This window comes from Solwaraspora sp. WMMD406, from assembly GCF_029626025.1.
Lineage (GTDB): Bacteria > Actinomycetota > Actinomycetes > Mycobacteriales > Micromonosporaceae > Micromonospora_E.
Window position 1 is genome coordinate 1,596,307 of sequence record NZ_JARUBF010000001.1, and the last position, 12,728, is coordinate 1,609,034.

Consider the following 12,728-nt stretch of genomic DNA (forward strand, 5'->3'; position numbering starts at 1 on the left):
TGAGCCGGTCCCGTACACACGCCCGCGCTGCCGGCCCAGCCGATGACGACGTGCCGGTCAGCCCTCTAGAGCGTGCATGACGTGCTTGACCCGGGTGTAGTCCTCCAGGCTGTAGAGCGAGAGGTCCTTGCCGTGGCCGGAGTGCTTGAATCCGCCGTGCGGCATCTCGGACACGAACGGGATGTGGGTGTTGACCCAGACACAGCCGAAGTCGAGCCGGCGGGTCATCCTCATCGCCCGGCCGTGGTCGCGGGTCCACACTGACGCGGACAGGCCGTAGCGGGTGCCGTTGGCCCACCGTACGGCCTCGTCCTCGTCGGTGAACCGCTGCACGGTGATCACCGGGCCGAAGACCTCGTCCTGGATGATCTCGTCCGGCTGGCGGACCCCGGAGACGACGGTCGGGGCGTAGAAGTAGCCTCGGTCGCCGACCCGTTCACCGCCGACGTGCAGTCGGGCGTGGTCGGGCAGCCGGTCCACGAAGCCGGTCACCCGGCCCAGCTGGTTGGCGTTGTTCAACGGCCCGTACGCCACGTCCGGGTCGTCCGGCAGCCCGGTCTTCGTGGCGCGGGCCTGGTCGGCCAACGCGGCCACGAAGTCGTCGTGCACGCCGGGTGCGGCCAGCACCCGGGTCGCCGCGGTGCAGTCCTGCCCGGCGTTGAAGTAGCCGGCTCCGGCGATCGCCTCGGCGGCGGCCGCGACGTCGGCGTCGTCGAAGATCACCACCGGTGCCTTGCCGCCCAGCTCCAGGTGGGTGCGTTTGAGGTCGGGTGCGGCGGCCGCCGCCACCTCCATGCCGGCCCGGGTGGAACCGGTGATCGACACGAACTCCGGGGTGGGGTGGGACACCAGGGCGCGGCCGGTGTCCCGGTCGCCGCAGACCACGTTGAACACGCCGGGGGGCAGGAACTCGGCGGCGATCTCGGCGAGCAGCAGAGTGGACAGTGGGGTGGTGTCGGACGGCTTGAGGACGACCGTGTTGCCGGCGGCCAGCGCGGGCGCGATCTTCCAGACCGCCATCATCAGCGGATAGTTCCAGGGCGTCACCTGGGCGCAGACGCCGATCGGCTCCCGCCGGGTGTAGGAGGTGTGCCCGGCCAGGTATTCCCCGGCGGATTTGCCCTCCAGCATCCGGGCCGCGCCGGCGAAGAACCGGAACTGGTCGACGCTGGGCGGCAGCTCCTCGTCGGCGGTCAGCTGGCGCGGCTTGCCGGTGTTGCGGACCTCGGCGTCGACCAGCTCGGCGGCGCGGGCCTCGACCGCGTCGGCGATCTTGAGCAGGGCCAGTTGCCGCTGTGCCGGGGTGGTGTCCCGCCAGCCTTCGAAGGCGGTCGCGGCGGCATACATGGCCCGGTCCACGTCGCCGGTGCCGGAGGTCGGGGACTGGGCAAACACCTCGCCGGTGCACGGGTCGATCAGGTCCTGGTAGCCGCCGTCGACCGGGTCGACGTACTCGCCGTCGACGAAGTTGCGCAACGTCTGCTTGTCGGTCATCGTTCGGCGCTCCCGCACGTCGGGCCGGTCCAGGTCAGGATGAGGTATCCGCCAGCTACCCGCCATCTTGGCGACCGAAATCGCGGCAGACAAGGGGTGCGGCCACTGTTTCCGTGTGCGTGTGGCCCGGCGCGTCGCCTGGTCCAGCCTGGTCCGGCCGTGAGCGGCGGCAGGCCCGGCCTGCGATCGTCCGAGACTGAGGTACTGCTCGCAGAACGCCCACGAGGCGACGATGATCAACTGATAACTGAGCCTTGATTTGTGGTGACCTGCGTGCTCAGCTTGTCGCTGAATCAGGCGCATCATGCTAAATGGTGATCAGTCCCCCGTTTCGGGCATTACCCTTCAGTGCAATGAGGTTCGCGGCTACGTACGATATCTTGTGGGTTTCATGCCAGGCACTCGGGAAATAGGTGACCAGGCGCGATACCTGGAAGCGGCATTGAATTTCCGGAACAAAGCGCGCGTACGCCGAATTAGTGAAGTACCAGAAGGAGTTCTCGTTGTAAAACGAGACGTGGGTGGGATCCTGGAAGGCGCCGCGGCCGTCGGTGCTCGGAGTCAACGAGAGCAGGAGTCCGCCTGGGGCGAGGATGCGGTAGAGCTCGTTGAAGAGAGCGATCTTGTCAGGGACGTGTTCCAGGAAGTCGGTCGCGCGCACAACGCCGACGCTGTTGTCCGGCAGGTCGATCCGTCCGAGGTTAACGTCACATGCGATGTCGACACCAGGCCCGGCAATGCGGTCTAGGCCGAGATAGCCCTCAGGTTTGTTGTGCGCCGCCCCGAGATCGAGGGCGACCAACCCGAGCCGCCGAGACCAGGCCAACGCGTTCAGCTCGATGTTTGAATCGTAGATCTCGACGGTACGCTTCTGGATCTGCGCGTTCACGTCAGGGTGGCGCTGAGTGTTGTTAGCGTGCATACGTTGCAAATAGAGACACTCTGGAACATGGCGGAACTCGCAGACCTGGTAGAGTCGACACATCAGATCGTGGTCATCGGCTACGCCAAGCGATTCGTCATACCCGCCCACCTTTTCGTAGAGATCCCGCCGGAACGCGCGAACGTGATTCGGCGCGTACCAGATGTAGCTGACGTTGTGCGGTGTGGCAGGTAGCGAACGGCACACGAGAAGGTCCCGACCGTCGACCTGCTCCTCTCGGTAGTCCCAGCCAAACGTCGCCGCGAAGCGTGTCTCGTCGCGGCTGCCGTCCTCCCGGATCTGGGCGGTGTCGCTGTAGACGAGTCCGGCCGCAGGATCTGCCTCGAAGGCCGCATCGAGTTGCTCGAGGCAGGTGCTCGTCAGCATGTCGTCATGGTCGAGCTCGACGAGAATGTCGCCCGAAGCCTCGGCACAGGCACGAGCTTTCACCGCGCCAATACCAGACAGATGGTCGGCATTCACCAGTCGAATCCGTCGGTCAACCACCTCCGGCCGCCATCGTGCGCCCTGATTGAGGACGACGACCCACTCCCAGTCCGAGTACGTCTGCGCGAGTAGCGACTGGAGGCAATCATCCAGGAACCGCGTCCGGTTACTTCCGGTGAAGACACTGAATCGAGGTCTGCTCACCTAATCTCCCTTTCTCAGTCGTCGTCGGAGAGGTAGTGTTCGCGGTACTCCTCCGGAATGGCAGGTACCAGTTCCGGGTTGATCTCAACGGCCGCACCGAACGCACTTCTGGCGCCGGCGGTGTCTCCCTCGCTCGCGAGGAGGATGCCCAACCGGACGTACGCTGTGGAGGCGCGATTGTCGAGGGCTAGGATCTCCTTATATAGGTCGATTGCCGATCCCGCGTCGCTCGCTTCGATTGCGATTGCTTTGTTATAGATCGCTGGTTTGAATTCCGGGTCGATGGCCAGCGCCTTGTCGTAGCTTGCGATCGCGTCGTCGATCTGATCCTGCGAGTGCGCAATGTAGCCAATGTTGAACCAGGCGAACTTGTTGCCGCTGTCGCTTGCTACTGCCTGCTCAAACGATTCTTTCGCTTTTTCGAGATCGCCCGATTCCCCCTGTTCGATGCCGAGGTTGACGAGAGCCGAAGAGTCGGTCTCGATGCCGGCGGCAGCTGTCGGTCGTGGCTGCGGACTCTGTGAGTCATCAGTACAGGCGACTGCGCCCGCCAGCAGAGCGGCCCCACAGGCCAAGACTCCGATGGAGCGTACGATTTTCATGACGTGTCCTAACAGTTCTGTTGGCGTGTTTCATTGGTGATGTATTACGGGTTGTCGAGGCAAATTACGTATAGTTCGTTGCCGGTGGGTGAGATGAAGTCCACCTGCCATCCGGTCGGTGTCGAGTTGTTTGTCGCTGGGATGGGCCTGCTAACCGTTACCGGCTCGTCGCTGAAGAATCCACCGCCGGTGGCGATATCCCCACCGTCGCAAACCACGTTGTTGACTCCGCCCCCGGCACCCTCGGCTCGGATGTAGAAACTGGGAGCGATTGCGCCGCCCTGTGGGCCTTGTGGTCCGGTGTCGCCTTGTGGTCCTTGGGGGCCGAGTGCGCCTTGTGGTCCGGTGTCGCCTTGTGGTCCTTGGGGTCCGAGTGCGCCTTGTGGTCCCTGGGGGCCTTCTGCGCCGGTGTCGCCTTGTGGGCCTTGTGGTCCGGTGTCGCCTTGTGGTCCTTGGGGGCCTTCTGCGCCGGTGTCGCCTTGTGGTCCTTGGGGTCCGAGTGCGCCTTGTGGTCCCTGGGGGCCTTCTGCGCCGGGGTCGCCTTGTGGTCCTTGGGGTCCGAGTGCGCCTTGTGGTCCGGTGTCGCCTTGTGGTCCCTGGGGTCCGAGTGCGCCTTGGGGTCCGGTGTCGCCTTGTGGTCCTTGGGGTCCGAGCGCGCCTTGTGGTCCGGTGTCGCCTTGTGGTCCTTGGGGGCCTTCTGCGCCGGTGTCGCCTTGTGGTCCTTGGGGTCCGAGTGCGCCTTGTGGTCCCTGGGGGCCTTCTGCGCCGGGGTCGCCTTGTGGTCCCTGGGGTCCGAGTGCGCCTTGGGGTCCGGTGTCGCCTTGTGGTCCCTGGGGGCCTTCTGCGCCGGTGTCGCCTTGTGGTCCTTGGGGTCCGAGTGCGCCTTGTGGTCCCTGGGGGCCTTCTGCGCCGGTGTCGCCCTGTGGTCCCTGCGGTCCCTCTGGTCCGGCCTCGCCTTGTGGGCCTTGTGGCCCACGTGAACCATGCCTGTTCTCGTGCGAAGGCCCCTGCCAGCCCTGAGGGCCGATGTCTACGCCGCCGTCTCGCCGAAAATTCAACTGTCCGACCAGAGCCCAAGTCTCAATTTGCTCGCTTGGCGTTGCCGAGCCGAACTCTGATCCGCCGGACCACGGACGGTCGCTGGGCCCGGCTAGCGCTGTTCCCGCCAGACTGGCGAAAAGCAAGAGGGAGTTGAGGCCGGTTGCAGCCCTCGCGCGTACGATCCGTCGTTTCGGCGGTACCGCTTTACTCATGGTTCCCCCATCGACTGAAGGGCGCTCACATTTCTGGCCCATCACTGTGATCACGACAGTAGCCGCTAATAGGGCTTCTGAGTTGAAAATGGATAAAGATGGGCGTGAAGGTGAAATGCGAGTGGATTTCATCGCGTCCGGCAGCGTCCGACGGGGGCGGAGAGCCGCTGAGTCGAGTCGCGCAAGGTCCGGAGCGTCAGTGGAAGCGCTGGATGAAGGCGAGGGCGGTGTCGCAGACCTCGCGCCAGCCGCTGTCGATGGTCAGCGAGTGCCGCGATTGTACCTCGAACACCAAAGATTTCGCGATTGCTCGCAGCCGGATAGAGCGCAGTGTCGGTCTGGCTGACGTGGGCTGCCCTGGCCGGTCTGCCGGACGGGGCGACCGGCCAGGGCGCGCGGGTGTGGTGCGCAGACGGGTCAGCTGGTCACCCGGAAGGTCGCGTCGGCGCGCGCTTGGGCGTCGGTGATCGGGTCGAGCCGGAGTTGGTAGCCGTAGTGCCGGATGTAGCGGTCGGGGAAGTTGTACGACTGGAACGACGTCCACGACGAGTCGGCCAGTCCGGCCACCCGGCGGAAGCTGGCGTCGGCGGCGAAGACTGCGCTGCCGTCGTTGGCGGCCAGGACGAAGTCGTACGCGTAGTGGCGTAGGTAGTAGCCGGGGTAGTTGACCGACTCGAACGACACGTGGCCGGAGCGGTCGGCCAGGCCGGGTACGAGCCGGAACTGGGCGTCCTGGGCCGGGCTGACGTTGGCGTCGATCCGGACGTCAAGGTTGGCGTGCCGGACGTACCGGTCCGGGAAGTTGTAGGACTGGATGCGGTTGACCGGGACGGTGGAGCCCCAGCGACCGAGGACCCGGGACTGCTCGGCGGCGGTCAGGTTGAGGATCGACCCGTGCCGTTTGCGGTTGCCGCCCAAGGCGAAGTCGGATCGGGTCCGGAAGTTCTGGGTGCTGCCCAGGTTGGTCGAGGTGATCGGCATGTAGCCCCGGCCGGTGGCGTACTGGTCGAGCCACAACACCCATTCGTTACGGCCGTTGAACTGCGCCCACATCGGCCCTTCGACGACGTTGCCGCCGCCGGTGCCGTTGGAGATGCCCAGGTGGGCGAGGTTCCCGAGGGTCGTCCACGAGCCGAGGATCGAGTTGCTGGCCTCGATGGTGATGTGGCCGTCGGCCGACGCCCGGTAGTAGCGGTAGCCGCCTACGCTGTTCGGCACTTCGATGATCTGGGTGTCGATGATGCCCTGGCCGGTACCCCGGTCGATGTAGAGCTGCGGGGCGCTGACCGTACGGAAGTCGCTGGTGCGTACGTACCAGATGCGGTGTTTTGTCACGCCGTTGCGGGCGGAGTTGGTCGCCCAGTAGATGACGTAGTCCCCGGTGGCCGGGTTGTAGATCGCCTCGGGTGCCCAGGCGTTACCGGCTCCGGGGATCCCGCCGGCGACGTTGAGCAGTCGTGGCGCCGACCAGTTGACCAGGTCGGTCGACTCCCACACCACGATCGAGGTGCTGCCCCGGTTGGCCGCGTCGTTCCAGGAGGTACCGCTGGCAATTCGCAGGTCCGTCGCGATGATCCAGTAGCGGTCGCCGGCGGGGGATCGGACCAGGACCGGATCCCGTACGCCACGGGTGCCGACGGTGGAGACCAGGACCGGGCTGCCGTTGTTGAGGTCGGTCCAGCGCAGGCCGTCGGTGCTGTGGGCGAGGTAGATCTGTTCGCCGGTGGCCGATTCGCCGGTGAAGTGGGCCATCAGGTAGCCGGTGAACGGGTCGAGCGCGGCGGCGGGTTTCGGCGCGGCGACCGACCAGGAGGTGAACAGCAGGCAGGCGGCGGCGAGGGCGGTGCCGATCCGGGTGAGGACGGGTGACATCAGGTCTCCTGCTGGGGGTGGGGGTCAGGAGGGTCGGTCGCGCGACGGGGGTACGGATCGTCAGGGGTGTGGTGTTAGCGCTAACACATCACCGGCCGACTGGTTGCGCTGCAGTTACCGGATGAGATCGATAGTGTTAACTGTCCTGGCGGCAGCTGTCAACGCCCGGCCGGCACTTGGCCGATCGGGCGGTCCCCGGTGGGTGATCGGGTCTCCCGCTGCGAGGACACGGGCAAGTGTTCGTGCGGCAGGGTGCTGCGCGGTCTCCGGTCAAGCGGCACTGCGGCGGGGCTGTGTGGACAGACGACTCGCAGTAGGCTTCCGGGTCATGCCCAGCCCTCTGCTCTCCACCTACCGCACGGGCGAGAATCGCATCACCTCGTCGACCATGGCCGTTTTCGAGCGGATCGATCTTGCACTGGTCCAGGAACTACTTGAGAGCGCCAGTGGTATCGGCGAAGAGTTGCGATCGGTAACCTTCAGTAATCAGGTGGTCAGCGATGGCTCTGTGCCTGATGCGCGGATTTCAGCCCGATTCACCTGGTACTTCGAGACCAAAACCACTCGCGGTGCATACGCGTCGGAAGGGCATGGTCGCAAACAGGTGCGCTGCCACTCGAAGCAACTGCATGGTGATCCCGACGCCAAGCTTTTCGTGCTGACTCCAGACTCCGTCCAGCCGGCCTGGTTCGATTCTCTGGACGGCGTAGAAGAGCCGGTGCGAAACCGAATAATATGGCTGTCATTTCTCAGTCTTGCCGAGGTGATTCGTGCTTTAATTGGGGACACCGGTCGCCTGGTCGGCGAGCAGACCCGATTTCTGTTGGCGGAACTCGTGGCACTCTACGAGGCCGACGGCCTACTTTCCAGCGATGACACTGTGGTGGTTGCTGCCAAGGTGGCTTGGGGTGAGTATCAGAAATACGCTGCCTACGTCTGCCAACCGAATCGGTCGTTCAGAGAAGGGCTCACCCACTTCGGGTTCTACTTCAAATCCCACATCCAGGATCGGGTTCCGAAAATCATCGAGTGGGTGCCAAGTGTTCTTTTTGCTGAGGATGCTGCCGCTGGTTATGCGGCCTCGGGCAAAGAGGCGCTGGCAACCGTCATACGATCCATGCTGGGAGATCAGCTCCGTGTCGAAGGTGACTCACATGGTGTCATGCTTCTGAGCCCGGAGCGTGACCCCCGGACCGTCTACCTTCGCGCACCGATCGCCAACGACACGACGACTGAGGCGGGGAAGGCCTGGGCATGGACGCTCGGCCAGCGTTACACAAGCCTGAGCCGCCTCAAGAGTGGCGTCACTCTGACCTCCCAACTGTGACCGGGTCCGTTCGGCGGCGAGCGCTTCGAGGGAGTGACCTGATAGCCACGGCTTCGGTCATGTACATCGCAGCGGTGATGCCGGTTGTGCGTGAGTGTGGAGAAGCGCCGGCCCTGCGGTAGCAGGGCCGGCGCTTCGACGAGGTGTGGCAGGGGTGGGCGTCTGGGTCAGTGGTGGTGCTTGGCCAGCGCGACGAAGGAGCGCCAGGCGGACGGGGCGAAGGCCAGGGTGCCGCCGTCGCGGTCCTTGGTGTCCCGGACCAGGACGCGGTCGGCGAGGTTGTCGGCCACCTCGACGCAGTTGCTCACGCCGCCCGACCGTGTGGACTTACGCCATGAAGGGCTACTTGTGTTCATCGATCAACCTTAGAATCAAGTCGCGGCTCTGGACAGTCGACAACGAGAGCTCGTTGATGACCTCCCACGCCCACTCTAGTTCGATGATGTCGTCTGCGGTGGTCGCCATCCTGCCGCGTAGCTGATCGTCGAGGTAGGCGATCCGGCGGCCATCACTCAGAGTGGCAAGCGAGAGTGGTCCGCCAAGGCCGGGGTGCAGGCTCACGCCACGGTCCGGCACGATCCGGATGCGGATGTTCGGCTGGTGGCTGGCGTCGACCAGGTAAGCAAGCTGATCTTTGAGAACTTCTCGCGTCCCCTGATGTAGGGCGGTCTCGCCGATCAAGCACGACAGCTCGACCGGCTCATCACGGTCGAAGACCGCCGCCTGCCGGGCGAGGCGGATCCTCACCAGGTCGTCGACCCTGTTCTTGTTTGCCGGGATCGTCCCGAACAGCTCTCGCATGTACGCCTCGCGTTGCAGCAGCCCAGGGATGATCGACAAGTCCCAGCAGCGCAGGAGCATCGCGCGCCGTTCGTGTTCGGCCCACGAGCGCAGCCACGGTCGGCGGTCCTCGCGGCCGTCCTTCGACAGTTGTTGAAGCCGGTCACCGGAGTTTAGTAACTTGTCGAGAGCCTTCGCGGTGTCCTCCTTCGGCACCAGCCGGCCCGTCTCGAAGCTGGCAATCAGCGACTTCGACACGCCTACAGCTTTCGCCAACTGAGTCTGATTCATGTGCCGGGACAGCCGGAGCTGCCGGAGCTTCTTGGGTAGATCATCCATAGTTATGCCCTCCAAAGATCGAGGCTCACCCTTACGTCAACCCTTGCGATATTGCCTCAAGGAGCCGTGGGAGTCCAGGGTGGAATTGACCCCGGGAAGTTGTTCTCCCGCTCGGATCGCTTCCCGGGGTCCTCGTCGAGTCGACTGAGGGGGATTCTCTTGATCAAGAATGACGGTGGTGAAAGCGACGCGGGAAGATCATCGACACGCGGCGGCATCGGCGACGCCGCGTCTGCCCGGCCGGCGTTGCCGAGACGCGTGCCCAACCCGGCCAGCGTGGACACCGATCCGCGGTTCCGCCTGACGGCGGTGCGAGAGGACGTACGGGCGCATCTGCCGACCCGGTGGCGCATCTGCCGTACGTGTGGCCGGGCCACGCCGTGCCGGCCGTTCCTGCGGGCGTTGACGATCCTCGACCGGCATGACCCGGCCAAAGCGAGACGGCTGCGCACCGTGCTGCACCTGTCCGGACTCTGGTCGGCACCGCTGCCGGCCCGCAAGTGAGAGGGGTGTGTCGACGATGGAGATCGGAGCGCTCGTCGGAGCGGCGCTGCTCGGCTTCTGCGCCGGACTGTTCTCGTTCCGAGTGAAGTCCAGGTGGTGCCCCCAGTGCGGGCTCACCACCTGGCCGACGGAACGAGGTGCGGACGGCGTCGAACGGCCGCGCCGCGACGCACCGCCCCGTGAATAGCCGACTGCTGCGTACGCCCGAACCGAAAGCCGGCGATGTGCTGCTGATCGGCCGAGAAGCGAGCGTGCAGTTCGCCGGCGACCGACGACTCACGTTCCGCGTCATCTCGGTCGATCGGAAACCGACGTACCACGGCTGGGTGTGGCTGACCGGCTACGTCATCGACGAACGCGGATTGGCCGCCGATCGGCGGGAGATATTCGTCCAGCGACGTGGACTCTACCGGCTGCCCAAACGTACCGCGGAATTGTAATTGATCAAGGAGTATGATGGTGATCTTCGATGTGTTGCGGGACTGGTGGCTGCGCTGGCTCGACTGGCGCTCCGGCCGGTCCACGGCGTCCCGACGCCTCGAATACCTACGCCGCGAACGACTCGACCAGCAGCGACACCACCGGACCACGGCCCGGCACCGCCGACTCGACGGCAACCGGGGACGCCACTGGCGATCAGAGACCACCACCCCGCTGCCGACCCTGCGCCCGTTGATGACCTACGGCCAGCAGCTCGGTTACCGGCTGCCACCCGGCACGACCTGAGCGGCGCGTAGCCAGATGCGGTAGGACACGGAGTCACAGCTGGCCGAGATCGAGCTCAAGGAAGAAGGGCGCGGACACCTTCACGACGCCGGTGAAGATCTCGCCGTCGCGGTAGCGTCCCGTCGCTGGGTCAAGAACGTACGTGTAGACGAGAGGCGCGCCCGTGGCGGCCTGCTCGACCCGCCAGTAGAACTGAATTCCAACCCTGGCGTACTGGTCAGCCTTGACGATCCGGTCGGTCGTCTCCGACCCGGGCGAGACCACCTCGGCCACCAGCAGCACATGCTCCGGGCGAGTCGGGGTGACGTCGATGGTGTCCGCGCGATAGACCGTCACGTCCGGACGGCGGTTGTTCAGCGGCACGTCGTGAAGCCGAACGTCGAAGTCGGTGTCCGCGTTCCACTCCGGCCCGGCGGCACTGTCCAGGGCGTTCGCCAGCAGCCTTGCCAGGCGATTGTGCCGCTTGGAGGCGCTCGGGCTCACGAGGACCATCCCATCCACGATCTCGATGCCGGCGCACTGCTCTTCTGTCCACGTCGCGTACTGCTCGGCCGTGACCTGCTCATGCATCCAGGCCGGCGCGACCATCTCGACGGTCATACAGGTCTCCTGAGCTGGCGATCGGCTACCGGCTTCACGATACCGTGGCTCTGCCCGGATGGTGGGCTGGCCTAGGCTGGCGGGATGGAGCACGCCGCCGCCGACCCGACCGTACCGGTGCCGTTCTGGCTGGCCGGGGAGCCGGCGCACGGCGACACGCCGCTGGCCGTGCACCACCCGTACGGCGGACGGCTGGTCGGACAGACCAGCTATGCCACGCCCGACCAGGTCGAGCGGGCCGTCGCCGCCGCGCAGCAGCTCGCACCGGTGGCCGCCGCGCTGCCCGCGTACCGCCGGGCCGCCGCCCTCGACCACATCAGCGCCCGGCTCGCGCAGCGCGCCGACGAAATCGCCCGACTGATCACCGCCGAAAACGGCAAACCGCTGAAATGGGCGCGGGCCGAGGTGAACCGGGCCGTCTCCACGTTCCGCTGGGCCGCCGAGGAGGCCCGCCGCTTCTCCGGCGACCTGCAGCGCCTCGACACCGACCCGGCCGCCGCCGGGCGGATGGCGGTGGTCCGCCGGGTGCCGCGCGGACCGGTACTGGGCATCTCGCCGTTCAATTTTCCGCTGAACCTGGTCGCGCACAAGGTCGCCCCGGCGATCGCGGTCGGCGCGCCGATCATCCTCAAGCCGGCCCCGGCGACCCCGCTGACCGCGCTGCTGCTCGGCGAGCTGATCGCCGAGGCCACCGAGCCGGACGGACTGGATACCGGGCTGCCCGCCGGCATGGTGTCCGTACTCCCGGTGCCCAACGACCGGGCCGGCGACTTGGTCGCCGACCCGCGCCTGCCGGTGGTGTCGTTCACCGGCTCCGGCCCGGTCGGCGCGCTGATCCGCCGATCGGTCCCGGAGAAGCACGTCACCCTGGAGTTGGGCGGCAACGCGGCGGCGGTCATCTGCGAGGACTGGACCGGCGACGAGGAGCTGACCTGGGCGGCGCAGCGCATCGCCACCTTCGCCAACTATCAGGCCGGGCAGAGCTGCATCGCCGTGCAACGGGTCTACGTGCACGAATGGCTCTACGACGGCTTCCTGCCCCGGCTCGTCGACGCCGTACAACGATTGCGGGTCGGTGACCCGACCGACGAAGCCACCGACGTCGGGCCACTGATCAACGAAGACGCCGCGATCCGCGTCGAGTCCTGGGTGGACGAAGCGGTGACCGCCGGGGCCACCATCGACGTCGGTGGCCGCCGCGACGGCGCGACCTATCCGCCGACCGTACTGACCCTGGTGCCGCCCGACGCCAAGGTGCTCACCGAGGAGGTCTTCGGCCCGGTGCTCGTCGTACAGCGGGTCGAGAACGACGCGGCGGCGTTCGCGGCGGTCAACGACTCGGCGTACGGGCTGCAGGCCGGCGTCTTCACCCACAACCTGCAGACCGCGTTCACCGCGCACCGCACCCTGGCCGTCGGCGGGGTGATCGTCGGTGACGTGCCGTCGTACCGGGCCGACCAGATGCCGTACGGCGGGGTCAAAGGCAGCGGCGTCGGCCGCGAAGGTGTCCGTAGCGCGATGGACGACTACACCGACCCGCGTGTCATGGTCCTCACCGGACTCGACCTGTAGCGGCCGCCCGCAGGATCGGGGGCTCGTGGCCGCAGCGCGGTAGCCTGTCGCCCGACGGCGTCCGAGGCACGGGGGCCGGCGACGCG

General features: G+C 66.2%; 13 protein-coding genes. 5 read left to right on the forward strand and 8 right to left on the reverse strand.

Annotated features, from left to right (window positions below):
• Positions 1–57: 57 nt before the first annotated feature.
• The 5 genes from O7632_RS07270 to O7632_RS07290 form a co-directional block, all read right to left on the reverse strand.
• Positions 58–1,494, reverse strand: a complete 1,437-nt coding sequence (locus O7632_RS07270) for a gamma-aminobutyraldehyde dehydrogenase (RefSeq protein ID WP_278112477.1) — start codon at positions 1,492–1,494, stop codon at positions 58–60.
• A 307-nt stretch (positions 1,495–1,801) separates the two neighbouring features.
• The gene (locus O7632_RS07275; protein WP_278112479.1) at positions 1,802–3,067 is read right to left on the reverse strand and encodes a glycosyltransferase; all 1,266 of its coding nucleotides are present in this window, start codon (positions 3,065–3,067) and stop codon (positions 1,802–1,804) included.
• 14 nt (positions 3,068–3,081) lie between these two features.
• Complete coding sequence (locus O7632_RS07280; protein ID WP_278112480.1) at positions 3,082–3,669, reverse strand: tetratricopeptide repeat protein; 588 nt, start codon at positions 3,667–3,669, stop codon at positions 3,082–3,084.
• Positions 3,670–3,826: 157 nt separating this feature from the next.
• Complete coding sequence (locus O7632_RS07285; protein ID WP_278112482.1) at positions 3,827–4,654, reverse strand: hypothetical protein; 828 nt, start codon at positions 4,652–4,654, stop codon at positions 3,827–3,829.
• A gap of 685 nt (positions 4,655–5,339) precedes the next feature.
• Positions 5,340–6,794, reverse strand: coding sequence for a glycoside hydrolase family 43 protein (locus tag O7632_RS07290; RefSeq protein ID WP_278112484.1), 1,455 nt, complete (start codon positions 6,792–6,794; stop codon positions 5,340–5,342).
• A gap of 328 nt (positions 6,795–7,122) precedes the next feature.
• On the opposite strand from O7632_RS07290, the gene O7632_RS07295 reads away from it, so the two are divergent.
• The gene (locus tag O7632_RS07295; RefSeq protein WP_278112486.1) at positions 7,123–8,121 is read left to right on the forward strand and encodes a hypothetical protein; all 999 of its coding nucleotides are present in this window, start codon (positions 7,123–7,125) and stop codon (positions 8,119–8,121) included.
• 167 nt (positions 8,122–8,288) lie between these two features.
• Here O7632_RS07295 and O7632_RS07300 read toward each other — a convergent pair whose 3' ends face one another.
• Together O7632_RS07300 and O7632_RS07305 are read right to left on the reverse strand one after the other, a co-directional pair.
• Entirely contained in the window at positions 8,289–8,477 is a 189-nt protein-coding gene (locus O7632_RS07300; RefSeq protein WP_278112488.1) for a DUF397 domain-containing protein, read from the reverse strand.
• Complete coding sequence (locus O7632_RS07305) at positions 8,464–9,240, reverse strand: helix-turn-helix transcriptional regulator (protein WP_278112490.1); 777 nt, start codon at positions 9,238–9,240, stop codon at positions 8,464–8,466. The genes O7632_RS07300 and O7632_RS07305 overlap by 14 nt, the downstream gene beginning before the upstream one ends.
• A gap of 276 nt (positions 9,241–9,516) precedes the next feature.
• On the opposite strand from O7632_RS07305, the gene O7632_RS07310 reads away from it, so the two are divergent.
• From O7632_RS07310 to O7632_RS07320, 3 genes are all read left to right on the forward strand, one after another.
• Complete coding sequence (locus O7632_RS07310; RefSeq protein ID WP_278112492.1) at positions 9,517–9,744, forward strand: hypothetical protein; 228 nt, start codon at positions 9,517–9,519, stop codon at positions 9,742–9,744.
• A gap of 179 nt (positions 9,745–9,923) precedes the next feature.
• Positions 9,924–10,184, forward strand: coding sequence for a hypothetical protein (locus O7632_RS07315; protein ID WP_278112493.1), 261 nt, complete (start codon positions 9,924–9,926; stop codon positions 10,182–10,184).
• Between the two features lie 16 nt (positions 10,185–10,200).
• Positions 10,201–10,470, forward strand: coding sequence for a hypothetical protein (locus tag O7632_RS07320; protein ID WP_278112495.1), 270 nt, complete (start codon positions 10,201–10,203; stop codon positions 10,468–10,470).
• A gap of 33 nt (positions 10,471–10,503) precedes the next feature.
• Here O7632_RS07320 and O7632_RS07325 read toward each other — a convergent pair whose 3' ends face one another.
• Positions 10,504–11,070, reverse strand: a complete 567-nt coding sequence (locus O7632_RS07325) for a Uma2 family endonuclease (RefSeq protein ID WP_278112496.1) — start codon at positions 11,068–11,070, stop codon at positions 10,504–10,506.
• Between the two features lie 84 nt (positions 11,071–11,154).
• On the opposite strand from O7632_RS07325, the gene O7632_RS07330 reads away from it, so the two are divergent.
• Positions 11,155–12,642, forward strand: coding sequence for an aldehyde dehydrogenase family protein (locus O7632_RS07330; protein WP_278112498.1), 1,488 nt, complete (start codon positions 11,155–11,157; stop codon positions 12,640–12,642).
• Positions 12,643–12,728 lie beyond the last annotated feature (86 nt).

Excerpts from the sequence above, each read along its gene's own strand:
- O7632_RS07270 (WP_278112477.1), bottom strand. The coding sequence starts at position 1,494 with ATGACCGACAAGCAGACGTTGCGCAACTTCGTCGACGGCGAGTACGTC.
- O7632_RS07320 (WP_278112495.1), top strand. The coding sequence starts at position 10,201 with ATGGTGATCTTCGATGTGTTGCGGGACTGGTGGCTGCGCTGGCTCGAC.
- O7632_RS07305 (WP_278112490.1), bottom strand. The coding sequence starts at position 9,240 with ATGGATGATCTACCCAAGAAGCTCCGGCAGCTCCGGCTGTCCCGGCAC.
- O7632_RS07330 (WP_278112498.1), top strand. The coding sequence starts at position 11,155 with ATGGAGCACGCCGCCGCCGACCCGACCGTACCGGTGCCGTTCTGGCTG.
- O7632_RS07280 (WP_278112480.1), bottom strand. The coding sequence starts at position 3,669 with ATGAAAATCGTACGCTCCATCGGAGTCTTGGCCTGTGGGGCCGCTCTG.
- O7632_RS07290 (WP_278112484.1), bottom strand. The coding sequence starts at position 6,794 with ATGTCACCCGTCCTCACCCGGATCGGCACCGCCCTCGCCGCCGCCTGC.
- O7632_RS07325 (WP_278112496.1), bottom strand. The coding sequence starts at position 11,070 with ATGACCGTCGAGATGGTCGCGCCGGCCTGGATGCATGAGCAGGTCACG.
- O7632_RS07285 (WP_278112482.1), bottom strand. The coding sequence starts at position 4,654 with ATGGTTCACGTGGGCCACAAGGCCCACAAGGCGAGGCCGGACCAGAGG.
- O7632_RS07295 (WP_278112486.1), top strand. The coding sequence starts at position 7,123 with ATGCCCAGCCCTCTGCTCTCCACCTACCGCACGGGCGAGAATCGCATC.
- O7632_RS07300 (WP_278112488.1), bottom strand. The coding sequence starts at position 8,477 with ATGAACACAAGTAGCCCTTCATGGCGTAAGTCCACACGGTCGGGCGGC.